The following is a 24,743-nucleotide window of genomic DNA, read 5'->3' on the forward strand; positions in this document are numbered from 1 at the left end:
ACGCGGAGACCTCACATGACCAGCCCCGACCGCAGGACCCTGCCGTTGACCGCACCGGAGTTCGCCGGGACCGCACACCGCACCCTCCGGGGCTCGCAGCCGGACTGGAACCTGATCAGCCATCCGGAACCTCCCGAAGGCGCCCCGAACGTGCTGCTGGTGCTGATCGACGACGCCGGGTTCGGGAACCCGAGCACCTTCGGGGGGGCCCATCCAGACCCCGAGCTATACCCGGACGGCCGAGGGGGGCTTGCGCTACAACCGCTTCCACGTCACCGCCCTCTGTTCTCCCACCCGCGCCGCGCTGCTGACAGCGCGGAACAACCACGCCGTCGGCTTCGGGTCGATCGGTGAGTTCTCCAGCGGGTTCCCCGGGTACACCGCGATGCTGCCGCAGGAGTGTGCTCCCCTCCCGCGGATCCTGCGTGACAACGGCTACAGCACGGCCGCCTTCGGGAAGTGGCACCTGACCCCGGACGGGCAGCAGGGACCCGCCGGCCCACTGGACCGGTGGCCGACCGGGTGGGGCTTCGACTACTTCTACGGCTTCCTGGGCGGCGACGCGGGGCAGTGGGATCCGATGCTGGCGGAGAACCAGAAGATCATCGGGACACCGGCGGAGTACGACGACGAGGAGAACCCCTACTACCTGCCCGACGCGATGGCCGACCGGACCATCGAGTGGCTGCACGGGGTGCGGGCCCAGGACCCGCACAAGCCGTTCTTCGTCTACTTCTCCACCGGCTGCAGCCACGCCCCGCACCACGTCGCCTCGGAGTGGGCCGACCGGTACGCCGGGCAGTTCGACCAGGGCTGGGACCGCCTGCGGGAAGTGGTGTTCGCCCGGCAGAAGGAGCTGGGAGTCGTCCCGGCGGACGCGGAGCTCACGGCCCGGGACGATGCCTTCCCGGCCTGGGACGACGTTCCCCCCACGACTGCAGAGGTTCTACGCACGACAGATGGAGGTCTACGCCGGCTTCTCCGAGAACGCGGACCACAACGTCGGCCGGGTCATCGACGCGGTCGACGAGCTCGGCGAGCTCGACAACACCCTGATCATCTGGATCTGGGGGGGACAACGGCGCCAGCATGGAGGGCACCGTCACCGGATCGTTCAACGAGATGACCATGCAGAACGGCATCCCGCTCACCGACGAGATGCAGCTGCAGCTCGCCGAGCGCTACGGCGGCAACGAGTCCTGGGGCGGCCCGATCATGGACCCGCACTACTCGGCCGCGTGGGCGTGGGCCGGGAACACGCCGTTCAAGTGGGGCAAGCAGGTCGGTTCCCACCTGGGTGGCACCCGCGACCCGATGGTCGTGCACTGGCCCGAGCGGATCCACGACCTCGGAGGCGTGCGCACCCAGTTCACCCACGTCACCGACGTCGGCGCCACGATCCTCGACGTGGCCGGCATCCCGGCACCCACCCGGGTCGACGGCATCAAGCAGGAACCCCTCCACGGCGTCAGCTTCGCCGACTCGCTGGTCGACGCCGACGCGCCCGAGCGGCACACCCAGCAGTACTTCGAGACCATCGGCAACCGCGCGATGTACAAGGACGGCTGGTGGCTCGCGATGAAGACACCCCGGATCCCGTGGGTGCTGACTCCCGAGGCGCTGAAGCCGTACGCGCCCAAGGTCTGGGACCCCGACTCCGACCCGGCCGAGCTGTACTACCTCCCCGACGACTTCACCCAGGCCCGCGACCTCGCCGACCAGCACCCCGAGAAGGTCCAGGAGCTCAGGGACCTGTTCTGGGAGGAGGCGGAGCGGTACAAGGTGCTTCCGCTGCTGGCCACGCTGTCGGCCTTCTTCGGCATCACCCCGCCCCTGGAGGCGGCCGACAGGATCGAGCTCCGCGGCGGCGTCCAGAACATCGCCCCCGGCATGATCCCGCGCATCTACAACCGCTCGTACGCGATCAGCGCGGACCTGCGGGTGCCCGAGGAGGGCGCCGAAGGGGTGATCGTCGCGGAGGCGGACCACCTCGGTGGGTTCTCGCTGTTCGTCGACGGCGGCCGGCTCACGCACTGCTACTCGATGATGGGCGTGTTCGTCTATCGCCAGCAGGCCGACACTCCTCTGCCGGTCGGCGAGGTGAACGTGCGGCTCGAGTTCGCGGCCGACGCCGCGACACCTGCCACCGGGGGACAGGTCACGCTGTTCGTGAACGACACCGAGGTGGGCGGTGGACGGATGGACCACACGGTGCCGATGCGGTTCTCGGCGTACGCCGGCATGGACGTCGGCCGCGACAACGGCGGCGTGGTGGACCTCAGCTACGCCGACAGACGCCCGTTCGCGTTCAACGGCACGGTCAAGAAGGTCGTGTTCGACATCAAGCCACACCGCAAGGCCAAGGACGAGAAGGCCGTCCACACGGTCGCCCACCACGCCCACGCAGCCCACGGACTCTCCTCATGAACCCCGCCGCCGGACTCAAGATCCTGTCCCTGCCCTTCGACAACGAGACGACCGACGTCCTGATCGGCAGCTACCTGTCGCGCGACGCCGCCCATGACGACTACCAGGCCGCGCTGGCCTGCGGCGCCTACCTGCACGGCGCGATCGTGGTCGCCAAGGACCTGGCCGGCACGGTCACGGTGGAGCAGTCGGACCACATGGTCCGCGAGATGGCCCAAGGACTGGGGACCGTCGGGTTCCTGACCGGACTGGCCGTCTTCCCGCTCATCCCCCTCACGACCGGGTTCGGCGCCGTGGTCGGTGGGGTCGTCGGCGGAGCCCTGCACCTGGCGACCGAGACCAAGGTGAAGGGCCAGGGAGCGACGACGGTGCCGCTCGGCTGCGCGGCGCTGATCCTGGCCTTCCCGCGTTCCTCGGCCGGCACCGTGGAACCCGTCGTGACGAGGGCGGTCAGCAAGGTCACCGCCGAGGGGAGCGGTCACCACGTGCAGGCTCTCAGGCAGGCACTCGGCGGTGCCCAGCAGCAGATGGCGGCGATGGGACCCTAGGAACGCGGACGGACCCCGGCCATGGCAGCGAGCGCCTGCGCGAGCAGCGCGTAGGTGTCCTCGACGGCCTCGGGCGTGGACGACCACCAGCCACCGAGCAGCGGGCGCAGGCGGTCGATGTCCAGGTCGAGGGTCCCCGGGTGCCGGTCGGCGTAGGGCGCCGACCCTAGAGCCCCGGCGGCGCGGGATCGGCGTCCGGCAGCCGGGGCTGCCATCCGGCGATCAGCTCGTCGGTCCGGTCCGCGGGGACCGGCCGGGACAGGAGGTAGCCCTGCGCGAAGTCGCAGCCGAGCTCGATCACCCGGGCGTGCTGCTCGGGGGTCTCCACGCCCTCGGCGCAGACCTGCAGCCCGAAGGCCCGACCGAGCCCGACCACCGCTTGTACGACGGCCTCGCCGCGGGTGCCCTCGCCGAGGAAGGAGCGGTCGATCTTGAGCACGTCGACCACCGGGAACCGCTGCAGGTAGCTCAGCGAGCTGTAGCCGGTGCCGAAGTCGTCGATCAGCAGCGAGACACCCGCGTCGCGGAGCCGGGTGAGGGTGTCCTGGGTGACCTTGTCGTCGTCGACGAAGATCGACTCGGTGATCTCCAGGCCGAGCAGCCGGGCCGGCAGCCCGGTCTGCTCCAGGGTGGTCATCACCTCGTCGTAGAAGGTGCTGCTGCGCAGCTCGTGCGGGCTGGAGTTCACCCGGACGCCGACCTCGCGGTGCTGCTGCCAGGCCACCGCCTGCTCGGCGGCCGCGCGCAGCACGGCCGCACCGAGCTCGCCGATCAGGCCGGTCTCCTCCGCGACCGGGATGAACACGTCCGGCGGCACCCGCTCACCGGCCTCGTTGGTCCACCGGGCCAGCGCCTCCATCGCGACCACCTCGCCGGTGGCCAGGTCCACGATCGGCTGGTAGTCGATCGTCAGGCCCCCCGAGCGGATCGCGGTGCGCAGCTCGCCGGCCACGTTGATCCGGCCGAGCACGTCGCCGCGCATCGCCTCGTCGAAGATCCGGTAGGTGCCGGGCCGGTCGCGCTTGGCGCGGTACATCGCGATGTCCGCCTCGCTGAGCAGCGCGGTGGTGTCGCCCTCGCCGCCGACCGCCAGCGCGACACCGGCGCTCGCGGACAGGCTGATCCGGCGACCGCCGATCTCGACGGGCCTGGCGCAGGTCTCGAGCAGCGCCTCGACCGTGAAGGCGACCTCCTGCTCGCCGGCGAGGTCCTCGCAGACCACCACGAACTCGTCGCCGCCGAGCCGGGCCACCGTGTCGCCCCGGCGCACCACCTGCTCGAAGCGGGTGGCGAGCTCGGTGAGCATCTCGTCGCCGCTGCCGTGCCCGAGCGAGTCGTTGACGGTCTTGAAGTCGTCGAGGTCGAGCAGCACCACCGCGAGCAGCCCGCCGCGGCGGACGGCGCGGTCCAGCGCGGTGTCGATCCGGTCGAGCACGAGCGCCCGGTTCGGCAGCCCGGTCAGCGGGTCGTGCAGGGCCTGGTGCTGCAGCTGGCTCTCCAGCTCGTGCCGGCGTACGGCGGCCCCCAGCGTCGCGGCCACCGACTCCACGAACGCGACGTCGTCCTCGGTCCAGCGCCGGGGGTCCGGGCCGGACGCGCCGACGATCCCCCAGGGGTGCTCGTCGCCGGGGATCGGGCAGCACAGCGCGGACCGCATCCCGAACCGGGTGGTCGCCTCGGCGTGCGGGAAAGCGGGGTCCTCGATCACGTCGTCGGTGTAGACCAGCTCGTTGCGCAGCAGCGCCCGGCCGGTGAGCGAGTCCTCCTCGAGGTCGAGCACGATCGGCACCCAGTTGGGCAGCGAGGACGCCACCATCTCGGTGGTGCGGCCGTCCTCGGAGCGCCGCAGCACCCCGGCGATGAGCCGGGGGTAGCGGGCCTGGATGAGCTGGACGGTCTCGCGCATCAGCTGGTTCAGCGGCATGGTCAGCGCGAGCCGGCCGAGCTCGGCGACGGCGCGCTGCTCCTGGGCCCGCACGGCCAGCGCGCGCTCCTGGCGGAGCCGCTGCCGCAGGTCGCGCTGCACGGTCGCCAGGGCGAGCGGGGTGCCGTCGGAGGAGCGGGTGACCAGGAACGAGTTGGCCGACACCGGGATCGCCTCCCCGGTGCCGAAGTGCCGCAGCTGGGTCTCGCCCTCCCAGTAGCCGTGCTCGCGCACCGACTCCTCGATCTCCCGGGACTTGGCCTTCCCCTGCTCGGTGAAGTAGTCGGTCGTGGGACGGCCCAGCGCGTCCTCGTCGCTGTGCAACCCCACCAGCGCCCGGCCGGCGCGGTTCACGAAGGTCACGGTGCCGTCGAGGTCGGCGATCGCGATGAAGTCCTTGGAGAGCTCGATGAGGGCGCCGAACTGCTCGTTGAGCGACTCCTTCTCGGTGAGCTCCTGGTGCACCTCGGCCTCGTCGGCGAAGGTCAGCACGGCGACGGCCCCGGCCGGGGTGCCGTCCTCCTCGTGCAGCGGGTGGGCGGCCACCAGCCAGGTCCGGCCGTTGAGCACCGTGGTCCGTGCGGCGTGCTCCCCGGCCAGCGCCGCGCGGACCACCGCGCAGACCTCCTGGTCCTGGACCAGCTCGGTGAACCGACGGCCGACGACGTCCTCGCGGCGGTAGCCGAGCCGCTCCGCCAGGGCCCCGTCGAGGGCGAGCAGGGTCTCGTCGGGCGCGACCAGCCCGACGACGACGGGGGCGTGCTCGGACACCAGCGAGGCCGCGACGTCTCGGAGGGTCGCGGCCGGGTCACTCCCCCCGATAGGCACTCGTCAAGGGTCCCCGCCCGCGCCGGTGCCCGCAACCGAATCGGGAAGTTCGTGCGGACCCGCTCAGATCCAGCGGCTGAACCAGATCCGGTCCAGCCACTGCGGGGTGGTGATCAGGTCGCCGACGTAGATCGGCCAGAACCACGCGAAGTTCACGATCACCAGGACCACGAACGCGCCGGCGACCGCCGTCCCCCACATGCGGCGGCGGTCGGAGGCCCGCGGACCGCCGATCATCGTGCCCAGGCAGAGCACGATCGCGAGGATCGTGAAGGGGATGATCGCCACCGCGTAGTAGGAGAAGATCGGCCGGTCGTCGTTCGGGATCCAGGGCAGCCAGGAGGCGAGGACGCCGACGACCGCGACGCCGAAGCGCCAGTCCCGCTTGCCCAGCCAGCCGAAGACGGCATAGACCAGTGCGAGCACCCCGCCCCACCACAGCGCCGGGGTGCCGAGCAGCAGCACCTGGCGCAGGCAGGTGCTGCCGGCCGGAGCGGTGCAGCCCTGCTCGCCGGGCTTGATGCCGAGGTCGGCCTGCACGCCGACCGGACGGTTCAGGATCAGCCAGCCCTGCGGGGTGGACTGGTAGGTGTGCTTGGCGCCGTCGAGGAACTTGGTGTGGAAGGCGTAGACGTCGTGGTGGTAGTGCCACAACGACCGCAGGGACCGTTCGAGGTGCGGGAAGAAGCCGTGCACGTCGTGCTTGAGGTAGCTGCCCCAGTAGGGGCCGTACTGCGTGTCCGACAGCGCCTTCTCGTAGACGTCGGCGTGCAGCAGCCAGCCGGTCCAGCTCGCGACGTACACCACGAGGGCGACCAGGACGAGGTAGCAGAACGCCGGCAGCGCGTCGACCACCAGCGAGCGGAGCCGCGGCATCCGGATCCCGATCGCCCGCCGGGCGCCCGCGTCCCACGTCCACACCAGGACCCCGAACGCGGCCAGCGGGAAGATCGCGTTCCACTTCGTCGCGCAGGCCAGGCCGAAGCAGACGCCGGCGGCCAGCCGCCAGGGCCGCCAGAGCAGCGCGCGGACCGGGCCCCAGTCCGAGGCCGTCGCCCGGAAGTCGCCGGGCACGAGGCGGGCGATCCGCAGCCGTCCCCAGTCCCGGTCCGCGACCAGGCAGGCGACCGCGCTGAGCAGGAAGAACGCCAGGAAGATGTCGAGCAGCGCCAGCCGGGACAGCACGAGCTCGAGGCCGTCGAAGCACAGCAGCAGGCCGGCGACGCAGCCGAGCAGCGTGGAGCCGGTCAGCCGCCGGGCCAGCCGGATCATCACCGCGACCATCAGCGTGCCGGCGACGGCCGAGGCGAACCGCCAGCCGAACGGCGTCATCCCGAAGACCTCCTCGCCCAGGGCGATCAGCCACTTCCCGGCCTCGGGGTGCACGACCATGCTGGGGGAGTCGGTCCACAGGCCGGTGAGCCGGCCGGACAGGATCTTCTCGTTGGCGTCGGGGACGTAGCCGGTGACGTAGCCGTGGTGCCACAGCGACCAGGCGTCCTTGGCGTAGTAGGTCTCGTCGAACAGGAACGCCTTGGAGCGGCCGAGCTGCCACAGCCGCAGGAACCCGGCGAGCAGGGTGATCGCCACGGTCGCGGCCCAGGCCACGAAGCGGTCGTCGTCGCGCAGCGCGGGGGCGAGCCGACGGCGGGCGCTCGGCACCCGCCGGGCGTCGGCCGTGGTGGAGAGCCCCGTCGTACGGCGGGGCGGCTGGTCCACGACGGTCACGGCGCCACTGTACGTACCCCGCGCACGCCCGCCGGGTCCGTGCGGGATGATCGCGGCGTGGACGACAACGAGGGTCTCGGCGTGCTCGTGCTGGCCGCGACCCCGATCGGCCGGGTCGCCGACGCGCCCCCGCGACTGGCCGACGAGCTCGCCACCGCGGACGTCGTCGCGGCCGAGGACACCCGCCGGCTGCGGAGGCTGACCACCGACCTCGGGGTCACGGTGACCGGGCGGGTGGTGTCCTACTTCGAGGGCAACGAGTCCGCCCGCACACCGGTGCTGGTCGAGGCCCTCGAGGCCGGCCAGCGCGTGCTGCTGGTCACCGACGCCGGGATGCCGTCGGTGTCCGACCCCGGCTACCGGCTGGTGGTGGCCGCGGTGGAGCGCGGCATCACGGTCACCGCGGTGCCCGGCCCGTCGGCGGTGCTCACCGCGCTCGCGGTCTCCGGGCTGCCGGTCGACCGGTTCTGCTTCGAGGGCTTCCTGCCCCGCAAGGCCGGCGAGCGCGGCCGGCGGCTGGCCGCGCTGCGCGGCGAGCAGCGGACGATGGTGTTCTTCGAGGCGCCGCACCGCACCGAGGCCGCGCTGGCCTCGATGGCCGAGGCGTTCGGCGCCGACCGGCGTGGTGCGGTGTGCCGGGAGCTGACCAAGACCCACGAGGAGGTACGACGGGCCGGGCTCGCCGACCTCGCCGCGTGGGCCGCCGACGGGGTCCGGGGAGAGGTGACGATCGTCGTGGAGGGCGACGTCACGGCGGTCGACGTCCCGTCCGACCCGGCGTCGCTGGCCGCGCTGGTCGCCGAGGAGGAGGAGGCCGGCGCCACCCGCAAGGAGGCGATCCTCGACGTGGCCAGGCGGGCCGCGCTGCCCAAGCGGGTCGTCTACGACGCGGTCCACAAGCCGCAGGTGCCGGGCTCGTGAGCCGGGACCGCAGCAGGCCGCCGGTGCCCGAGCCGCTGCCGCACCCGGTGGTCGACAACCACTGCCACCTCGACATCGCCGACGGGCCGGACGGCTCCTGGCTGCAGACCCGCGAGGCGATCGCGCAGGCCGCCGCGGTGGGCGTCACCCGGATCGTGCAGATCGGCTGCGACCTGCCGGGTGCGCGCTGGGCCGTCGAGGCGGCGAGCGCCCACGACGCGCTGGTCGCCGGGGTCGCGCTGCACCCCAACGAGGCGCCGCTGCTGGCCGAGGCCGGTGAGCTCGACGCGGCCCTGGAGGAGATCGCCTCGCTGGCCGCCGGGGACCGGGTCCGCGCGGTCGGCGAGACCGGCCTCGACTACTTCCGGACCGGCGAGGACGGCCGGGCGGCCCAGCAGCTGTCCTTCCGGCGGCACGTCGACCTCGCCAAGCGGCTCGACCGGACCCTGGTGATCCACGACCGCGACGCCCACGAGGACGTGCTGCGGATCCTCGACGAGGAGGGCGTGCCCGAGCGGTTCGTCATGCACTGCTTCTCCGGGGACGCCGGGTTCGCCCGGGCCTGCCTGGACCGCGGCGGCTGGCTGTCGTTCGCCGGCACCGTGACGTTCAAGAACGCCGAGCCGCTCCGCGAGGCACTGCGGGTGGTGCCGCAGGACCGGGTGCTGGTCGAGACGGACGCGCCGTACCTCACGCCGATGCCCTACCGCGGCCGGCCCAACGCGTCGTACCTCGTGCCGCTGACGATGCGGTCGATGGCGGAGACCCGCGGCGAGGACCTGGCCGAGCTGTGCGCGGCCGTGGACGCGAACACCGAGGCCGCGTTCGGTGGCACCTGGTGATCCGAGTAGCCCGCGGGCACCACCCCAGGTAGCCCGACCTGACTAGGCCACCACGCCCGTCGGGGTGATCTCCGGCACCATGAAAGCCCGCAAACTCGTACATATCCTGGCAGGACATTTGGTGCTCCGGTGGGGCTTCCGTATGGTCATGTGCTTGTTGGCCGGGAGCGGGGAAGTTCTCGGGCGACAGCCACAGGGCCCCTGTGCGTGACCCCCGGAGAACGTCGTCCGGGGCGCGCCGAGGGCCGCTTCGTTGTGCGGGCCGACCCGGCCGCGGACGTCGCGCTGTCGCTCCCGCGGCCCGGAGAGCCCGATCATGGGAGCAGCGTGCAGAGCACAGTCGCACACTTGAGCAGGAGCAGGGCCGCGCTGGCCGTCCTGGTCGGCGCCGTCGTCGTGGCGGTCGCCGCCACGGCCGTCGGCTACGCCGCGATGAGCAAGACCGTCACCCTGTCGGTCGACGGCAAGACCCAGGAGGTCCGCACCTTCAGCGACAACGTCGCCGACGTGCTGAGGGACCAGCACATCTCCGTCGGGGACCACGACGTGGTCGCCCCCCGGCACCTCCTCGTCGGTCGCCGACGGCGCCACCATCGCGGTGCGGTACGGCCGCCCCCTCGACGTCAAGGTCGACGGGAAGAGCAACCGCTACTGGGTGACCGCCACCGACGTGTCCGCCGCGCTCGACCAGATCGGCCTCCGCTTCGGCGACGCCGACATGTCCGCCAGCCGCGGCACCGAGATCAGCCGCTCCGGCATGGACCTCGCTGTCGTCACCCCCAAGACCCTCACCGTCAAGCTCGGCGGCGAGAAGGCGCGCAAGAAGACCGTGACCGCCCTCACCGTCGGCGACGCGCTCAAGGAGCTCGGCGAGAAGGCCGACTCCAACGACCAGGTCAAGCCCGGCCTCGACGCCGTCCTCGACGACGGCGACAAGCTGACGCTGACCAAGGTCCGGGTCGCCCAGCGCCGTACGACGCAGCCGGTCGGCTTCGACAGCGTCAAGCGCCAGGACTCCTCGATGTACACCGACCAGTCGCGCACCGTCCGCGCCGGCCGCTCCGGCGCCCGTGCGGTGGTCTACAAGGTGACCTTCAAGAACGGCGAGGCCGTCAGCCGCAAGGTGCTGCGCTCCAGCCTGGTCCGCCGTCCGGTCGCCGCGATCGTCGAGGTCGGCACCAAGGACCGCCCGGCGCCCGCGCCGAGCACGCCGAGCTACTCCGGCGACGGCAGCGCCTGGGACCGGATCGCCGCGTGCGAGTCCGGCGGCAACTGGGCCGCCAACACCGGCAACGGCTACTACGGCGGCCTGCAGTTCAACCTCGGCACCTGGGCGGCGTACGGCGGCTCCGGCCGTCCCGACCAGAACAGCCGGTCGCAGCAGATCGCGATCGCCGAGAAGGTCCGCGCGGCCGAGGGCGGCTACGGCGCCTGGCCGGTCTGCGGGGCTCGAGGCTGATCCCGGATAGGGTCGCCTGCGTGGTGGCCGACGAGAACATCCCCTCCGCCGGTCCGAGGTTCCTCGGGCCGGCGGAGGTGCGTCTGCTGGCCGAGGAGCTCGGCCTGCGGCCCACCAAACAGCGGGGCCAGAACTTCGTCATCGACCCCAACACCGTGCGCCGCATCGTGCGCGCGTCCGGGGTCGGCCCCGACGACGTGGTCCTCGAGGTCGGTCCCGGCCTCGGCTCGCTGACCCTGGCGCTGCTGGAGTCCGTGGACCGGGTCGTCGCGGTGGAGATCGACCCGGTGCTGGCCCGGGCGCTGCCCGCCACCATCGCGGCGTACGCGCCGGACCTGGCCGGCCGCTGCGAGGTCGTCGAGGCCGACGCGCTCCGGGTCGAGGCGATCCCCGGGCCGCCGCCCACCGCGCTGGTCGCCAACCTGCCCTACAACGTGTCGGTGCCCGTGCTGCTCCACCTGATGGCGCTGCTGCCCTCGCTGCGGCACGGGCTGGTGATGGTCCAGGCCGAGGTCGCCGACCGGCTGGCCGCGCCCCCCGGCTCCAAGACCTACGGCGTCCCGTCGGTGAAGGCCGCCTGGTACGCCGACGTACGACGGGCGGGGTCGGTCAGCCGCTCGGTGTTCTGGCCGGCGCCGAACGTCGACTCCGGCCTGGTCGCCTGGACCCACCGGGAGCCGCCGGCGGTCTCCGCGACCCGCGAGCAGGTGTTCCGGGTCGTCGACGCCGCGTTCGCCCAGCGCCGCAAGATGCTGCGCTCCACGCTCAAGGACCTGGCCGGCTCGGCCGCCGCGGCGGAGGCCGCCCTCGCGCACGCCGGCGTCGACCCGATGGCCCGCGGCGAGGCCATCGGCGTGCAGCAGTTCGCGCTGATCGCCGAGGGGCTGGCGCTGGGGGTGCAGGCATGAGCGGCGCCGTGACCGCCGCCGCCCCCGCCAAGATCAACCTGTCGCTGGGCGTCGGGACGCGGCGCCCCGACGGCTTCCACCCGCTGGCGACCGTCTACCAGGCGATCGGGCTCTACGACCGGGTCACGGTCACCGACGCCGACGACCTGACCGTCTCGGTGACCGCGCAACCGCGGATCCCCGTCGACGGGGTCCCGCTCGACGACACCAACATCGCGGTGCGCGCGGCCCGGACGCTGCGCGAGCACCACGGCGGCATCCGCCGCGGCGCCCACCTCGCGATCGACAAGGGCATCCCGGTCGCCGGCGGGATGGCCGGCGGCAGCGCCGACGCGGCTGCCGCCCTGCTCGCGCTGGACCACCTCTGGGGCCTGGGCACCCCGCGCGCCGAGCTGATGCGGATCGCCGCCGGGCTCGGCAGCGACGTGCCGTTCGCGCTGGTCGGCGGCACCGCGATCGGCTCCGGCCGCGGCGAGGTGGTGGTGCCGCTGATCACCGTCGGGGAGTACTGGTGGGTGGTGCTGGAGTCCGAGCGCGGCCTGTCCACGCCGTCGGTCTACGACGAGTTCGACGTGCTGCGCGACGGCAGCTCGGTGCCGGACCCGGAGATCCCCGACGCCCTGATGACCGCGCTGCGGGTCCACGACGTGGCGGCGCTCGGCGCCAGCCTGTCCAACGACCTGCAGGTCGCCGCGCTCCGGCTGCGGCCCGAGCTCGCCCGGGCCCTCGAGCAGGGCCGCCTGGAGTCCGCGCACGGCGCGATCGTGTCCGGCTCCGGACCCAGCTGCCTGTTCCTGTGCGAGGGCCGCTCGCACGCCGTCCAGGTGGCCGGGGGACTCCGGTCCCTCGACCTCGGGCCGGTGTCCTTCGCCCCCGGTCCGGTGCACGGCGCCCGGGTGGTCACCACCGACGACGGACGGGTCTGAGATGGCAGTCGCCAACCTGGTCAGCCTCGAGCGGGTGCACAAGGCCTACGGCGTGCGCCCGCTCCTCGACGACGTCAGCCTCGGCGTCGGCGCCACCGACCGGATCGGGGTCGTGGGCCGCAACGGCGACGGCAAGACCACCCTGCTCAAGCTGCTCGGCGGTCTCGAGGAGCCCGACGAGGGCCGGGTCTCCCGCAACCGGGGCCTGCGGCTGGGGTACCTCACCCAGGGCGACGACCTGGACCCGCAGGCCACCGTGCGGCTCGCGGTGCTCGAGGGCCGCGCCGACCACGAGTGGGCCGCCGACCCGTCCACCCGCGAGGTCGTCGAGGTGCTGCTCGCCGGGGTCTCCCTCGACCGGGTCGTCGAGGGCCTCTCCGGAGGCGAGCGCCGGCGCTGCTCGCTGGCCCGGCTGCTCCTCGGCGACCACGACCTCGTGGTCCTCGACGAGCCCACCAACCACCTCGACGTCGAGGCCGTCGCCTGGCTGGCCCACCACCTGACCCGGTCCGCCGCCCGTCGTACGTCCGCGCTGGTGGTGGTCACCCACGACCGGTGGTTCCTCGACGAGGTCTGCACCACCACGTGGGAGGTGCACGACGGGGTCGTGGACGTGTACGACGGCGGGTACGCCGCCTTCGTGCTGGCCAAGGCCGAGCGGCAGCGGCAGGCGTCGGCGTCGGAGGCCCGGCGGCAGAACCTGATGCGCAAGGAGCTCGCCTGGCTGCGCCGCGGGGCGCCCGCACGCACCTCGAAGCCGAAGTTCCGGATGGACGCGGCCTACACCCTGATCGAGGACGAGCCGGAGCCGCGCGACCGCCTCGAGCTGCAGCGGTTCGCCACCCAGCGGCTCGGCAAGGACGTCATCGACCTCGAGGACGCCGACCTGGTGCGCGGCGAGCGGCAGCTGCTCTCGCACGCGACCTGGCGGCTCGGGCCCGGCGACCGGGTCGGCCTGGTCGGCGTGAACGGCGCCGGGAAGACCTCGGTGCTGCGGCTGGTGGCCGGGGAGCTCGAGCCCACCCGGGGACGCGTCCGGCAGGGCCGCACGGTCGCGCTGGAGCACCTCACCCAGGCGCTGGACCACCTCGACCCCTCGGACCGGGTGCTCGACTCGGTGGAGAAGGTGCAGCGGGTGACCCGGCTGGCGGGCTCCGCCGGGGAGATCACCGCCTCCTCGATGCTGGAGCGGTTCGGCTTCACCGGCGACCGGCTCACCGCCCGGATCGGCGACCTCTCCGGTGGCGAGCGGCGGCGCTTCCAGATGCTGCGGCTGCTGCTGTCCGAGCCCAACGTGCTGCTGCTCGACGAGCCCACCAACGACCTCGACATCGAGACGCTGACCGTCCTGGAGGACTTCCTCGACGGCTGGCCCGGCACCCTGGTGGTCGTCTCGCACGACCGGTACTTCCTGGAGCGGGTCACCGACTCGACCTGGGCGCTGCTCGGCGACGGGCAGATCTCGATGCTGCCGCGCGGCGTGGAGGAGTACCTCGAGCGCCGCGCCGCCGCGCTGGCCGAGTCCGTCGACGCGGCCCGTGCGGCCGGGTCGGCCCCGGGTCCGGGTGGTCCCGCGGCGTCCGCCGGTGAGCTGCGGGAGGCCCGCAAGGCGGTGGCCCGGCTCGACAAGCAGCTCTCCCGGCTCGCGGAGCGGGAGGCGTCGCTGCACGCCGAGATGGTCGAGCACGCCAGCGACTACGAGCGGCTCGCCGCGGTCGACGTACAGCTGCGCGAGGTGACCGAGCAGAAGGCCGACCTCGAGGAGCAGTGGCTCGAAGCCGCCACCCTCCTCGACTGACCCGGGCCCGGGACAAGCCCGACCCGGGTCCAGGACCAGGCCGACCCGGGCCCGGCAACAGGTCGAGTCGTGCCCGGGACAAAGCCGAGCCGGGCCTTGCGTCTCGCAAGACCCGGCTCGGGGTGTACCAAGACCCGGCTCGGGGTGTACCAAGACCCGGCTCGGGGTGTACCAAGACCCGGCTCGGGGTGAACCAAGACCCGGCTCGGGGTGAGCTGGTCAGCCGATGTTGTTGGCGTCCAGGAACTCCTTGGCCACGGTGGCCGAGTCCTTCTTGTCGACGGCGACCTCGGCGAGGTACTTCGTCAGGTCCTCGGTGGTGAGCGCCTTGGAGACCTCGTTGACGGCGGACTTCACGGTGTCGTCGACCTTGGAGGAGCGGATCACCGGCACGATGTTCTGCGCGAGGAACAGGTTCTTGGTGTCCTCGAGCACGACCAGGTGGTCGGTCTCGATCGTGGAGTCGGTGGAGAAGATGTTGGCGACCTGGATGTCGCCCTTCTTCAGCGCCGCCTTGGTGAGCGGGCCGCCCGGGTCGAGCGGCTTGAACTCCTTGAACTTGATGCCGTACAGCTTGTCCAGCCCGACGACGCCCTGGTAGCGCTTGGCGAACTCCGGGCCGGCGCCGAGCACCAGCTTGCTCGCGACCGGCTTGAGGTCGTCGATGGTCTTGAGGTTGTACTTGCTGGCGGTCTCCGAGGTGACGGTCAGCGTGTCCTTGTCCTCGGCGGCCGACTGCTCGAGCGTCTCGGTGCCCTTGGGCAGCACCTTCTGCAGGGCCGCGTAGACCTCGTCGGGGGTGCTGACGTCGTTCGGCACGGTCCCGCCCTCGGACAGCGCTGCGAGGAGCGCGCCGTTGTACTCCGGGATCATGTCGATCGAGCCGTCGCCGAGCGCCTTGAGGTAGAGCTCGCGGGCACCGATGTTGAACTTGCGGTTGACCTTGACGTCCTTGGCCTCCAGGGCCTGGGCGTACATCTCGGCGAGCAGCTCGTTCTCGGGGAAGTTCGCCGAGCCGATGGTGATGGTCGAGGAGTCGGACGAGCCGGAGCCACCAGCGCTCGTCGGGTCACCCCCGCAGGCACTGAGCGGCAGGACCGCCGCCACCACCGCGGCGATCGCGATGAGCTTGGACTTCCTGGGCATGGGTGGAACCTTTCGTTTGGCCGCTAGCGGGAGGTGCCGGCGGTGCGGGCTGGGGGTGAGGCGGGCGCGGGACGGGTGCGCCGGGTGCCGCGGCTCTGGATGCCGGGCGAGACGACCGCGCGCTCGGTGGCCGCGCCGAGCAGGTCGAAGGCGATCGCGAGCAGCGCGACGAGCACGGCGCCGGCGAACACCTGGTCGTAGGCGTTGAAGCTCAGCCCGTCGATCAACAGCCGGCCGAGCCCGCCGAAGCCGACGTACGCCGCGACCGTGGCCGTCGCGCAGACCTGCAGGGTGGCGCTGCGCAGGCCGCTGATGATCAGCGGCAGCGCCATCGGCACCTCGGCGCGGAACAGCACCTGCGTCGGCCGCATGCCCATGCCCACCGCGGCGTCCACCGCCGAGCGGTCGACCGACCGGATCCCGGCGTACGTCGCGGCCAGGATCGGCGGCACGGCCAGGACGACCAGTGCCACCAGCACCGGAAGCGTGCCGATGCCGACGAGGGTGACCATCAGGCTCAGCAGCCCGAAGGTCGGCAGCGAGCGTCCGGCGTTGCCGATGTTGATCGCCAGGAAGGCGCCCCGGTTGGTGTGCCCGATCAGCAGCCCGACCGGCAGCGCGATGGCGGCGCTGATCAGCACCGCGACCAGGGTGTACTCGATGTGCTGGAGCAGCAGGTGCGGGATCGAGCCGCTCGTCGACCAGGCCCAGTTGGCGCCGTCGAGGAGGTAGCCGAAGTAGTTGATCATCGGCGTGACGGCGGTCATCGTGCCACCACCCGGGTCCAGGGGGTGAGCCGGCGCTGGGTGAGCACCAGGGCCAGGTCGCACAGCCCGGCGAGCAGCACCGACAAGATGATGCCGATCAGGATCGGCTCGATGAAGTCCAGCTGGAGGCCGCGGGTGAACAGGGCGCCGAGGCCGCCGATGCCCACGAAGGCACCGACGCTGACCAGGCTGATGCTGGACACCGTGGCGACCCGGAGGCCGGCGAACATCACCGGCAGCGCCATCGGCAGCTCGACACCCAGCAGCTGGCGCACCGGGCGGTAGCCCAGCGCGTGCGCGGCCCGGGTGGTCTCGCCCTGGACCGACAGCAGCGCGTCGGCGACGGTCCGCGCCATCAGCGCGAGGGTGTAGATCGTCAGCGCGATCACGATGTTCAAGGGGGACAGCACGCCGATGCCGACGACGGCCGGGATCACCACGAACAGCGCCAGCGACGGGATGGAGTAGAGCACCCCGCCGATGTTCACGATCGGCTGGTAGAGCGAGCGGTAGCGGACCGCGAGGTAGCCGATCGGCAGCGCGATCAGGGTGCCGAGGAGCACCGGCACGAGCGAGAGCCAGATGTGCTGGCCGAGCGCGTCCAGGATCGTGGAGCGGTTGTTCACCGCGTAGTCGATCATCGGGCCGCCTGGGACCGGTCCCGCTCGTTGCCGACGTGCCGGAGCCCGGTGAGGTGCCGGGCGATCGCCTCGTGCGCGACGATCCCGTCGGCCACCCCGTCGCGGTCGACGCGGACCGCGGCGCCGGCGGGCGAGGTGATCGCGAGGTCGGTGACCAGGCGGAGCGTGTCGGTGCCGGTGAACGTGCCGGGCAGCGGCCGCAGCCGCTCGGACCCGTCGACCGACCAGCCGCGCGGCCGGCCGTCGTCGTCCAGCACCAGGCGTACGGCGTCCAGCCGGTCGACGTACGCGGTGACCGGCTCGACCTCGAGCTCGGCGGCGGTGAGGAACGACAGCCCGCGGAAGCCCCGGTCCCGGCCCACGAAGTCCGCGACGAAGTCGTCGGCGGGGTTGTCGAGCAGGTCCTGCGGGGAGCCGAGCTGGGCGAGGTGACCGCCCTCGCGGAAGATCGCCACGTTGTCGCCGAGCTTGATCGCCTCGTCGATGTCGTGGGTGACGAACGCGATGGTCTTGCCGAGCTCGGCCTGCAGGCGCAGGAACTCCTTCTGCAGCCCGTCCCGGACGATCGGGTCGACGGCGCTGAACGGCTCGTCCATCAGCATCACCGGCGGGTCGGCGGCCAGCGCCCGGGCGACGCCGACGCGCTGCTGCTGCCCGCCGGAGAGCTGTGCGGGGTAGCGGTGCGCCAGCGAGCTGTCGAGGCCGACCCGGGTGAGCAGCTCGGCGGCCTGCTCGCGGGCCTGCTTCTTGTTCACGCCGTTGAGCAGCGGCACCGTCGCGATGTTGTCCACGATCGTGCGGTGCGGGAACAGCCCGGCGTTCTGGATGACGTAGCCGATCTTGCGGCGCAGCAGCGCCGCGTCCTGCTTCGACACGTCCTCGCCGTCGATCGAGATCACCCCGGAGGTCGGCTCGATGGTGCGGTTGATCATCCGCAGGCTGGTGGTCTTGCCGCACCCGGACGGCCCGACGAAGACGGTGATCTGCCCGGTCGGGAGCTCCAGCGAGAGGTTGTCGACCGCGACGCTCCCACCCGGAAAGGTCTTGGTCACCTCGTCGAACGTGATCATCGAGCTCTCCGAACTTCTGGGTCCGTCACCGGGTGTCGCGGGTACCGAGAGATAATCTACTGGGTAGGTAGGGATTCAGGGGGTATCGCGCGCGGGGTGGAACGCCGCGTCGGCGGGGGCGTGGAGTACGTCGTGTGCCCAACCTACGCCGAGCACAAACGCAATGGCACGGACGTCGCGGCCGAAATGCCGATCCGTTATCTGGTCGGGCAGGACCTCAGAAGCCTTGCGCAACACCAGTTGCAGCGTCGCGGAGCCGCGCGGCCGGTCGGGTCCGAGCAGCGTCGCCTGGTGGACGGCGAGCAGCTCGCAGGCGGTGACGTCGCGCAGCACGGCGAGCGCGTCCTGCAGCGCCTGCGCGCTCTCGAGGCCGAAGCTCTGCACGTCCTCCTGGCCCAGGGAGGTCTCGGTGGCGCCGAGCGACGCCGGTGCCGCCGTACGACGGGCCGCGTGCACGAGGCCCACCGCGCGCTTGTGCACCACGACCAGGCCGGCCTGCCGCCCGGGGTCGGCGGACAGCTGCGGGGCGAGGCCGGTGACCCGGGCGTCGAGCATCCGGTGCAGCCGCGCCGCACCGGTCTCGGCGAGGTGCAGCACCGCGAGGCGGACGCCGTCGGCGCAGGCCGCGAGGTCGAACCCGTCGAAGCCGGCGGTGCCGAGGAACCGGCCGTCGACCAGCGCGGGGGAGGTGCTGACCGCGGCCAGCGACCGGTCGACGGCGTCCTCGAGGTGCCGGGCGCTGCGCAGCAGGTGAGCGATCGCCGGGCCGGTGACCCGGAACGACACCGGTGCCTGGAGCATCCGCGGGCCGGGCTCGTCGCCGGCCAGCCGGAGCAGCCCTTCGTGCACCGCGGCCAGCACCTCGTCGCCGCGGGCCAGGGCGGCGACGTACGGGTCCCGGGGCGCACGCAGCACCGCGACCTCCGCGGCGGCGACGGCCAGCGCCTGCGCGGCGTGCACCCGGGCGTCGTGGGCGAGCAGGACCGCGCGGGCGGTGGCGACCGGCACGCCCTGCAGCAGCGCGACGCCCTCCTTGGTGCCGCAGGTGTACGGCGCGAGGCCGGCCCGGGCCAGCGCGTCCGCGGCCGCCAGCGTCGTGCCGTCCGCCGCGAGCGCGTCGCCGCTGCCGGTGAGCAGCCCGCCCAGGTGGGCCAGCGGGATGATCTCGCCGGCCGCGCCGTTGGCGGTGGCGGGCAGCGCCGGCAGGACGTCGGCGTCGAGCAGCGCGACCAGCGCGGTCGCGAGCGCGGGGGAGATCCCGGTCTCCGGGTCGAGCAGGGTGCGCAGCCGGGTGGCCAGCACGGCACGCGTGGTGCGCCGGTCCAGCCACGGGGCCGTGCCCACGGCCCGCGCGAGCATCAGGTCGCCCTGGTAGGCCGGCTGCTCCGCGGCGCCCACGGCGAGGTGTGACTGGAGGCCCATGCCGGTGGTGACGCCGTACACCGGGCCGGCGTCGGTCAGCGTCGCCACCGTCAGGTCGCGGGAGACCTGCAGCGCGGCCAGCAGGTCGGGGTCGAGCCGGAGCCGGGCGCCGTCGGCCACCGCGAGCACGGCCGCGGCGTCGAGGTCGGGGGCCTCCCGCACGTGGACGGTGCCGGTCATCGGTAGCGCAGCATCGTGCCGGCGTCGACCGCCTCGGCCCGCTGCAGGATCAGGTGCGCGACGGCCACGTCGAGGATCGAGAGGCCGCGGTGCCAGAGCAGGATCCGCTCGTCGTCGCTCTCGCGCCCCGGCTTCTGCCCGGACACGACCTGCCCCAGCTCGGCGTACAGCGTCTCTGGGCTCAGCCGGCCGGTGTCGACGTGCGCACGCAGCGCGCCGAACCGGCCGGACTGCGCCTCGCGCCAGTCGTCGACCACGACCTTGTCCATCACGTCGAGCAGGTCGAGCTCGACGGCGCTGACCGTGCCGTAGGGCACCACGAACGCACCGGGCTTCCACGGCAGCGGTGCGCAGCAGCGGCGCCGGGGTGGTCAGCCGGGTGGCCTCGACCAGGATGTCGGCGTCGTCGAAGGCCTCCTCGACGGTGGCGACGACCCGCACCGGGGTGTCGGTGGCGGCCCGCAGCTGCTCGCCGAAGGCCTCCCGGGACTCGGCGCGCCGGCTGGCCACCCGGATCTCGTCGAGGTCGAAGAGCGCGTCGAGCATGGTGACGTTGGAGAACGCGGTGCCGCGGGCGCCGGCGTGGCCGAGCACCTTGCTGTCCGGACGGGCCAGGTGCTTGGCGCCGACCGCGGTCATCGCGCCGGTGCGGGCCTCGGTGATCAAGGTGGCGTCCATCACCGACAGCGGGACGCCGGTGTGCGGGTCGTAGAGGGTGGCCAGCCCGAGCTCGCTGGGCAGCCCGTGCTCGTAGTTGGGCACGAAGTCGCCGACGACCTTGATGCCGGACACGCCGCGCTCGCCGAGCGTGGAGACGTGCCCGCGCAGCACGTTGAAGTGCCCCACCCCGCCGTTGTCGGGCACCAGGTGCACGCGCGGCTCGAACACCGTCTCGCCCCGGCCGTGCGCGGCCACCACCGACTCCACCGCGTCGATGATGTCGGTGCTGCCCAGGCCGAGCCCGTCGATGTCGGGACCGGACAGGAACCGCAGCCAGATCTCGCGCATCACGCCTCCCGCTCGAAGGGGACCACCAGCGCGCGCAGCAGGTCGGCGAGCCGGCGCTGGTCGTCGGCGTCGAGCCCGGCGAGCAACGCCCGCTCCCGCGACAGCAGGCCCTCGAGGGCGCCGTCGACGGTGCTGCGCCCGGTGCCGGTCAGCCGGACCAGCACCCCGCGCCGGTCGCGCGGGTCGGGCAGCCGCTCGACGAGACCGCGGGCGGCCAGCCGGTCGACGCGGTTGGTCATCGTCCCGCTGGTCACGAGGGTCTCCTTGAGCAGCCGGCCGGGGGACAGCTCGTACGGCGTGCCCGCCCGGCGCAGCGCCGCGAGCACGTCGAACTCCCAGGACTCGATGGCGTGCTCGGCGAAGGCCTGCCGGCGGGCCCGGTCGAGGTGGTGGCCCAGCCGGGTGACCCGGCTGAGCACCTCCATCGGCTGCAGGTCGAGGTCGGCGCGTTCCCGCTGCCAGGCCTCGACGAGCCGGTCGACCTCGTCACGCATGCCGCCGATCATAGCCGTCGAGATTCTTGACATCGAGAGACCGGGGACGGCAGAGTTATCTTGACGTCAAGAGACTTGGGAGCCGCGATGAGCCAGCACTGGGACCCCGACCGCTACCTGGTCTACGCCGACGAGCGCGGCCGGCCGTTCGTCGACCTGCTCGCCCGGGTGGGTGCGGCCGCGCCGGCCCGGGTCGTCGACCTCGGCTGCGGGCCGGGGAACCTGACCGCCCTGCTCGCGCAGCGCTGGCCGGCCGCCGAGGTGGTCGGCGTGGACTCCTCGCCGGAGATGGTGGCGCGCGCGGTCGACGTACCCGGGGTGCGCTGCGAGCAGGGCGACCTGCGCACCTGGCGGCCCGAGCGCCCCGTCGACGTGTTGTTCTCCAACGCCACCCTCCAGTGGGTGCCCGGGCACCTCGACCTGCTCCCGGACCTGGTCGGGCAGGTCGCCCCGGACGGCTGGCTCGCCTTCCAGGTGCCCGGCAACCACGGGGAGCCCAGCCACGTGCTGCTGCACGAGCTGGCCGCGGACCCGCGCTTCGCCGGCTTCACCGAGGGCGTCGCCCGGCCGCACTCCCACGACCCGGGCGTGTACGCCGACCGGCTGCGCGACCTCGGGCTGGAGGTGGACGCCTGGGAGACGACGTACCTGCACCTGCTGCCCGGCGAGGACCCGGTGTTCACCTGGATCAGCGGCACCGGCGCCCGCCCGACGCTGCAGGCGCTGCCCGACGACCTGCGCGCGGTGTTCGTCGAGGAGTACAAGGCGCTGCTGCGCGAGGCTTACCCGCCCGGTCCGCACGGCACCACCCTGCCGTTCCGCCGCGTCTTCGTCGTCGCCCACCCGTCACCCGTGCACCGCGACACGCGTGTTCCCGCTGCACGAGTGACGGGTCGGCGATGAGGATCCACCACGTGCAGGTGTCGTGCCCGCCCGGCGGCGAGGACCTCGCCCGCCGGTTCTACGGCGAGGGCCTCGGGCTGCCCGAGGTCCCCAAGCCGCCGGCGCTGGCGACCCGGGGCGGCTGCTGGTTCCGCGGCGCCGACGGGGGCGGCGTCGAGGTGCACGTGGGGGTCGAGACCGGGTTCACGCCGGCCCGCAAGGCGCACCCGGCCTTCCTGCTCGAGGACGGCGCGGCGCTCGACGCGACCGGCGTACGGCTGGAGCGGCTGGGGTTCGTCGTGGACCGCACCGAGGAGCACACGTTCCCGGGGCACCGCCGGTTCCACGCCGCCGACGGCCACGGCAACCGGGTAGAGCTGCTCGCGGTTTTCTGACGGCGAGCCTCGCTACCTACGGTTGCGTAGGTTACCGTCGAAGGAAGCGACGCGAGGAGACGAAGTGAGCGGACCGATGAGCACGACCCAGCTGCTGCTCGAGCTGGAGCCGGTGGTCGAGACGAACCTCAACCGGCACCTGTCGATGGCCAAGGAGTGGTTCCCCCCACGAGTACGTCCCGTGGAGCGACGGCCGCAACTTCGACGGCCCGCTCAACGGTGACCCGTGGACGGTCGAGGACTCCCAGATGTCCGACGTCGCGCGCTCCGCGCTGATCGTCAACCTGCTCACCGAGGACAACCTCCCGAGCTACCACCACGAGATCGCCACGCTCTTCGGCCGGGAGGCCGCCTGGGGCGACTGGGTGCACCGCTGGACCGCGGAGGAGGGTCGGCACGGCATCGCGATCCGCGACTACCTGCTGACCTCCCGGGCCGTCGACCCGATCCAGCTCGAGCGGCTCCGGATGGACCACATGTCCACCGGCTACACCGCGCTGCACGACGACATGATCCGGTCCCTGGCCTACGTCTCGTTCCAGGAGCTGGCCACCCGGGTCTCGCACCGCAACACCGGCAAGATCACCGGCGACGCGGTCGGTGACCAGCTGCTCGCCCGGGTCGCGGCCGACGAGAACCTGCACATGGTCTTCTATCGCAACCTGCTCGGCGCGGCCCTGGAGCTCGACCCCAGCCAGACGATGCGCGCGATCACCGACGTGGTGACGAACTTCGCGATGCCCGGCACCGACATCGCCGGCTTCCAGCGCAAGGCCGTCGAGATGGCGATCGCCGGCGTCTACGACATCCGCCAGCACCGCGACGACGTGGTCGCGCCCGTGCTGCGGTTCTGGAACGTCTTCGAGATCGAGGGCCTCGACGCCGAGGGCGAGCGGGCCCGCACCGAGCTGACCGACTTCATGGCCGAGCTCGAGAAGCAGGCGCTCCGCTTCGAGGACAAGCGGGACGCGCTGAAGGCCCGGATGGCCGCCCGCGCCGAGCGCTGAGCTTCCCCGGGGAGTCGGATAACCGGTCGCCCGCGGGCGCCGCGGTTGAGACCATCGCGCATGCACTTCGTGTTCGTCTTCGGTCCGCCCGCCGTCGGGAAGATGACGGTGGGCCGCGCGCTGGCCGCCCGCACCGGCTACAAGCTGCTGCACAACCACATGACCGTGGAGCCGGTGCTGGGGATCTTCGAGTTCGGCTCGCCGCCGTTCGGCCGGCTGGTGAACGAGTTCCGGCGCCGGGTCATCGAGGAGGCCCTCGCCGCCGACCTCGACGGCCTGGTGTTCACGATGGTCTGGGGCCTCGAGCTCGACGTGGACCGCGCCCTCGTCTCGTCGTACGTCGACCTGGTGCAGGGCGCAGGCGGACGCGTGTCGTTCGTCGAGCTCTACGCCGACCTGGCCGAGCGCCTGGTCCGGAACCGCACCGAGCTGCGGCTCGCCGAGAAGCGCTCGAAGCGCGACCTGGAGTTCTCGCACGGCAACGTGCTGGCGCTCGAGGAGAGCTACGTCATGAACACCGGGGGAGACCGCACGGTGGGCCAGGACGTGCTCGACGGGTGCGAGCACCTGCGGATCGACAACACCACGCTCTCCGCCGACGAGGTGGCCGACCGGGTCGTGGCGGCGCTGGGGCTGTGACGCCTCAGGCGTGGGCGCGCACGCACCAGGCGGACGCCTCGATCTCGAACGGGCCGTCCGGCAGCCGCTGCGCGCAGCGCGCCCGGAGCTCCTCGCGACGGTCGGGGCCGAGCCGGGCGACGTACGCACCGGCGGGCCCGACCCCCAGCGTGTAGGGCGCCCACCAGTCCTCGAAGTCGGTGAACCCCACCCGCACGCTCAGCACGCCCGGCCGCGCGTCGGGCAGGCCGGCCTCGGCGAACAGCGCGGCCAGGTGTCCTTCGCGGGTCCCGGGCAGGCGGGACTCGTCGAGCGCGCCGGGGTCGAGGTCCTTGACCGCCTCCCAGAACGCGGACAGCGGGCCGCCGCCGGAGGAGTGGTCCCAGACGCTGGCCGCCACGGTCCCGCCGGGCCGGGTCACCCGGGCCATCTCGCGCAGGCCGGCCACCGGGTCGGCCATGAAGTGCACGACGAGCTGCGCGAGCGCCAGGTCGAACGCGTCGTCCTCGAAGGGCAGGTGCTCGGCGGCGGCCTCGCGGACGTCGAGACCGGGCAGCCGCTCGCGCACCGACGCCACGAACGGCTCCGACGGGTCCACCGCCGCGACCGCGTCGACGCCGAGCAGCCCGACCAGCGGCACGGTGAGCGCCCCGGGCCCGCAGCCGACGTCCAGCGCGCGCTGCCCCGGCCGGGGGCCGAGGAGGTCGACGAACTGCTCGGCCAGGGGCGAGGAGAACCGGCCCATGAACCGGGCATAGGCGTCGGCGGTGACGTCGAAGGTCACGTCCCGACTCTAGGGCGCCG

The 24,743-nt window shown here is 72.8% G+C and carries 23 protein-coding genes and 2 pseudogenes; 15 read left to right on the plus strand and 10 right to left on the minus strand.

Going from position 1 to position 24,743, the window contains the following annotated elements; all coding sequences use genetic code 11:
• Positions 1–211: 211 nt before the first annotated feature.
• From KRR39_RS00200 to KRR39_RS00210, 3 genes are read left to right on the plus strand one after another with little or no spacing between them, the layout of a single operon-like run.
• The gene (locus KRR39_RS00200) at positions 212–1,126 is read left to right on the plus strand and encodes a sulfatase-like hydrolase/transferase (RefSeq protein ID WP_216942231.1); all 915 of its coding nucleotides are present in this window, start codon (positions 212–214) and stop codon (positions 1,124–1,126) included.
• Positions 1,090–2,427 (plus strand): sulfatase-like hydrolase/transferase, encoded by a 1,338-nt coding sequence (locus KRR39_RS00205; RefSeq protein WP_216939846.1) that lies wholly within the window; start codon positions 1,090–1,092, stop codon positions 2,425–2,427. Before KRR39_RS00200 ends, KRR39_RS00205 begins: the two co-directional genes overlap by 37 nt.
• A complete protein-coding gene (locus KRR39_RS00210) occupies positions 2,424–2,975 on the plus strand; it encodes a hypothetical protein (protein WP_216939847.1) in 552 nt (183 codons plus the stop codon). Before KRR39_RS00205 ends, KRR39_RS00210 begins: the two co-directional genes overlap by 4 nt.
• Here KRR39_RS00210 and KRR39_RS00215 read toward each other — a convergent pair.
• The 3 genes from KRR39_RS00215 to KRR39_RS00225 form a co-directional block, all read right to left on the minus strand.
• Positions 2,972–3,190 carry a hypothetical protein gene (locus tag KRR39_RS00215; RefSeq protein ID WP_216939848.1) on the minus strand — a complete coding sequence of 73 codons (219 nt, stop codon included), beginning with the start codon at positions 3,188–3,190 and terminating at the stop codon, positions 2,972–2,974. The two genes, KRR39_RS00210 and KRR39_RS00215, sit on opposite strands and share 4 nt — an antisense overlap.
• Positions 3,142–5,727, minus strand: a complete 2,586-nt coding sequence (locus tag KRR39_RS00220) for a sensor domain-containing protein (RefSeq protein ID WP_216939849.1) — start codon at positions 5,725–5,727, stop codon at positions 3,142–3,144. Before KRR39_RS00220 ends, KRR39_RS00215 begins: the two co-directional genes overlap by 49 nt.
• A gap of 63 nt (positions 5,728–5,790) precedes the next feature.
• Positions 5,791–7,455: a dolichyl-phosphate-mannose--protein mannosyltransferase gene (locus KRR39_RS00225; protein ID WP_254185402.1), complete on the minus strand. Its 1,665-nt coding sequence runs from the start codon at positions 7,453–7,455 to the stop codon at positions 5,791–5,793.
• 57 nt (positions 7,456–7,512) lie between these two features.
• On the opposite strand from KRR39_RS00225, the gene rsmI reads away from it, so the two are divergent.
• The 7 genes and pseudogenes from rsmI (at position 7,513) to KRR39_RS00260 (ending at position 14,309) form a co-directional block, all read left to right on the plus strand.
• A complete protein-coding gene (rsmI, locus tag KRR39_RS00230) occupies positions 7,513–8,376 on the plus strand; it encodes a 16S rRNA (cytidine(1402)-2'-O)-methyltransferase (RefSeq protein ID WP_436972016.1) in 864 nt (287 codons plus the stop codon).
• Positions 8,373–9,218: a TatD family hydrolase gene (locus KRR39_RS00235; protein WP_254185403.1), complete on the plus strand. Its 846-nt coding sequence runs from the start codon at positions 8,373–8,375 to the stop codon at positions 9,216–9,218. Before rsmI ends, KRR39_RS00235 begins: the two co-directional genes overlap by 4 nt.
• Positions 9,219–9,650: 432 nt before the next feature.
• A pseudogene (locus KRR39_RS25755) lies at positions 9,651–9,722 on the plus strand (ubiquitin-like domain-containing protein); the annotation flags it as partial.
• Between the two features lie 94 nt (positions 9,723–9,816).
• The gene (locus KRR39_RS25440; RefSeq protein ID WP_216939850.1) at positions 9,817–10,677 is read left to right on the plus strand and encodes a resuscitation-promoting factor; all 861 of its coding nucleotides are present in this window, start codon (positions 9,817–9,819) and stop codon (positions 10,675–10,677) included.
• A gap of 20 nt (positions 10,678–10,697) precedes the next feature.
• A complete protein-coding gene (rsmA, locus tag KRR39_RS00250; protein WP_216942238.1) occupies positions 10,698–11,585 on the plus strand; it encodes a 16S rRNA (adenine(1518)-N(6)/adenine(1519)-N(6))-dimethyltransferase RsmA in 888 nt (295 codons plus the stop codon).
• On the plus strand, positions 11,582–12,511 hold the full coding sequence (locus KRR39_RS00255) for a 4-(cytidine 5'-diphospho)-2-C-methyl-D-erythritol kinase (RefSeq protein WP_216939851.1): 930 nt from the start codon (positions 11,582–11,584) through the stop codon (positions 12,509–12,511). Before rsmA ends, KRR39_RS00255 begins: the two co-directional genes overlap by 4 nt.
• 1 nt (position 12,512) lies before the next feature.
• Positions 12,513–14,309, plus strand: coding sequence for an ABC-F family ATP-binding cassette domain-containing protein (locus KRR39_RS00260; protein WP_216939852.1), 1,797 nt, complete (start codon positions 12,513–12,515; stop codon positions 14,307–14,309).
• Between the two features lie 219 nt (positions 14,310–14,528).
• On the opposite strand, the gene KRR39_RS00265 is transcribed toward KRR39_RS00260, so the two are convergent.
• The 6 genes from KRR39_RS00265 to KRR39_RS00295 all read right to left on the minus strand — a co-directional run bounded on the left by KRR39_RS00265 (position 14,529) and on the right by KRR39_RS00295 (position 21,037).
• Positions 14,529–15,455: an ABC transporter substrate-binding protein gene (locus KRR39_RS00265; protein ID WP_216939853.1), complete on the minus strand. Its 927-nt coding sequence runs from the start codon at positions 15,453–15,455 to the stop codon at positions 14,529–14,531.
• Between the two features lie 23 nt (positions 15,456–15,478).
• Positions 15,479–16,222 carry an ABC transporter permease gene (locus tag KRR39_RS00270; protein WP_254185404.1) on the minus strand — a complete coding sequence of 248 codons (744 nt, stop codon included), beginning with the start codon at positions 16,220–16,222 and terminating at the stop codon, positions 15,479–15,481.
• The gene (locus tag KRR39_RS00275) at positions 16,219–16,863 is read right to left on the minus strand and encodes an ABC transporter permease (protein WP_216939854.1); all 645 of its coding nucleotides are present in this window, start codon (positions 16,861–16,863) and stop codon (positions 16,219–16,221) included. The genes KRR39_RS00270 and KRR39_RS00275 overlap by 4 nt, the downstream gene beginning before the upstream one ends.
• Positions 16,860–17,933 (minus strand): ABC transporter ATP-binding protein, encoded by a 1,074-nt coding sequence (locus KRR39_RS00280; protein ID WP_216939855.1) that lies wholly within the window; start codon positions 17,931–17,933, stop codon positions 16,860–16,862. Before KRR39_RS00280 ends, KRR39_RS00275 begins: the two co-directional genes overlap by 4 nt.
• A gap of 75 nt (positions 17,934–18,008) precedes the next feature.
• Entirely contained in the window at positions 18,009–20,543 is a 2,535-nt protein-coding gene (locus tag KRR39_RS26450; protein WP_436972017.1) for an aromatic amino acid lyase, read from the minus strand.
• Entirely contained in the window at positions 20,543–21,037 is a 495-nt protein-coding gene (locus KRR39_RS00295) for a MarR family winged helix-turn-helix transcriptional regulator (RefSeq protein WP_216939857.1), read from the minus strand. The genes KRR39_RS26450 and KRR39_RS00295 overlap by 1 nt, the downstream gene beginning before the upstream one ends.
• Positions 21,038–21,124: 87 nt before the next feature.
• Here KRR39_RS00295 and KRR39_RS00300 point away from each other — a divergent pair, with 87 nt between their 5' ends.
• The 5 genes and pseudogenes from KRR39_RS00300 (at position 21,125) to KRR39_RS00315 (ending at position 23,960) form a co-directional block, all read left to right on the plus strand.
• The gene (locus KRR39_RS00300; protein WP_216939858.1) at positions 21,125–21,940 is read left to right on the plus strand and encodes a trans-aconitate 2-methyltransferase; all 816 of its coding nucleotides are present in this window, start codon (positions 21,125–21,127) and stop codon (positions 21,938–21,940) included.
• The gene (locus KRR39_RS00305) at positions 21,937–22,314 is read left to right on the plus strand and encodes a VOC family protein (protein ID WP_216939859.1); all 378 of its coding nucleotides are present in this window, start codon (positions 21,937–21,939) and stop codon (positions 22,312–22,314) included. Before KRR39_RS00300 ends, KRR39_RS00305 begins: the two co-directional genes overlap by 4 nt.
• 76 nt (positions 22,315–22,390) lie before the next feature.
• Positions 22,391–22,537, plus strand: a complete 147-nt coding sequence (locus KRR39_RS24010) for a hypothetical protein (protein ID WP_254185405.1) — start codon at positions 22,391–22,393, stop codon at positions 22,535–22,537.
• Positions 22,536–23,321 (plus strand): annotated as a pseudogene (locus KRR39_RS00310) (acyl-ACP desaturase); the annotation flags it as partial. The gene KRR39_RS24010 and the pseudogene KRR39_RS00310, both read left to right, overlap by 2 nt.
• A gap of 60 nt (positions 23,322–23,381) precedes the next feature.
• Complete coding sequence (locus KRR39_RS00315; RefSeq protein ID WP_216939860.1) at positions 23,382–23,960, plus strand: DEAD/DEAH box helicase family protein; 579 nt, start codon at positions 23,382–23,384, stop codon at positions 23,958–23,960.
• Between the two features lie 4 nt (positions 23,961–23,964).
• Here KRR39_RS00315 and KRR39_RS00320 read toward each other — a convergent pair whose 3' ends face one another.
• Positions 23,965–24,723 carry a class I SAM-dependent methyltransferase gene (locus tag KRR39_RS00320; protein WP_216939861.1) on the minus strand — a complete coding sequence of 253 codons (759 nt, stop codon included), beginning with the start codon at positions 24,721–24,723 and terminating at the stop codon, positions 23,965–23,967.
• Positions 24,724–24,743: the final 20 nt, after the last annotated feature.

Source organism: Nocardioides panacis, from assembly GCF_019039255.1.
Classification (GTDB): Bacteria; Actinomycetota; Actinomycetes; order Propionibacteriales; family Nocardioidaceae; genus Nocardioides_B; species Nocardioides_B panacis.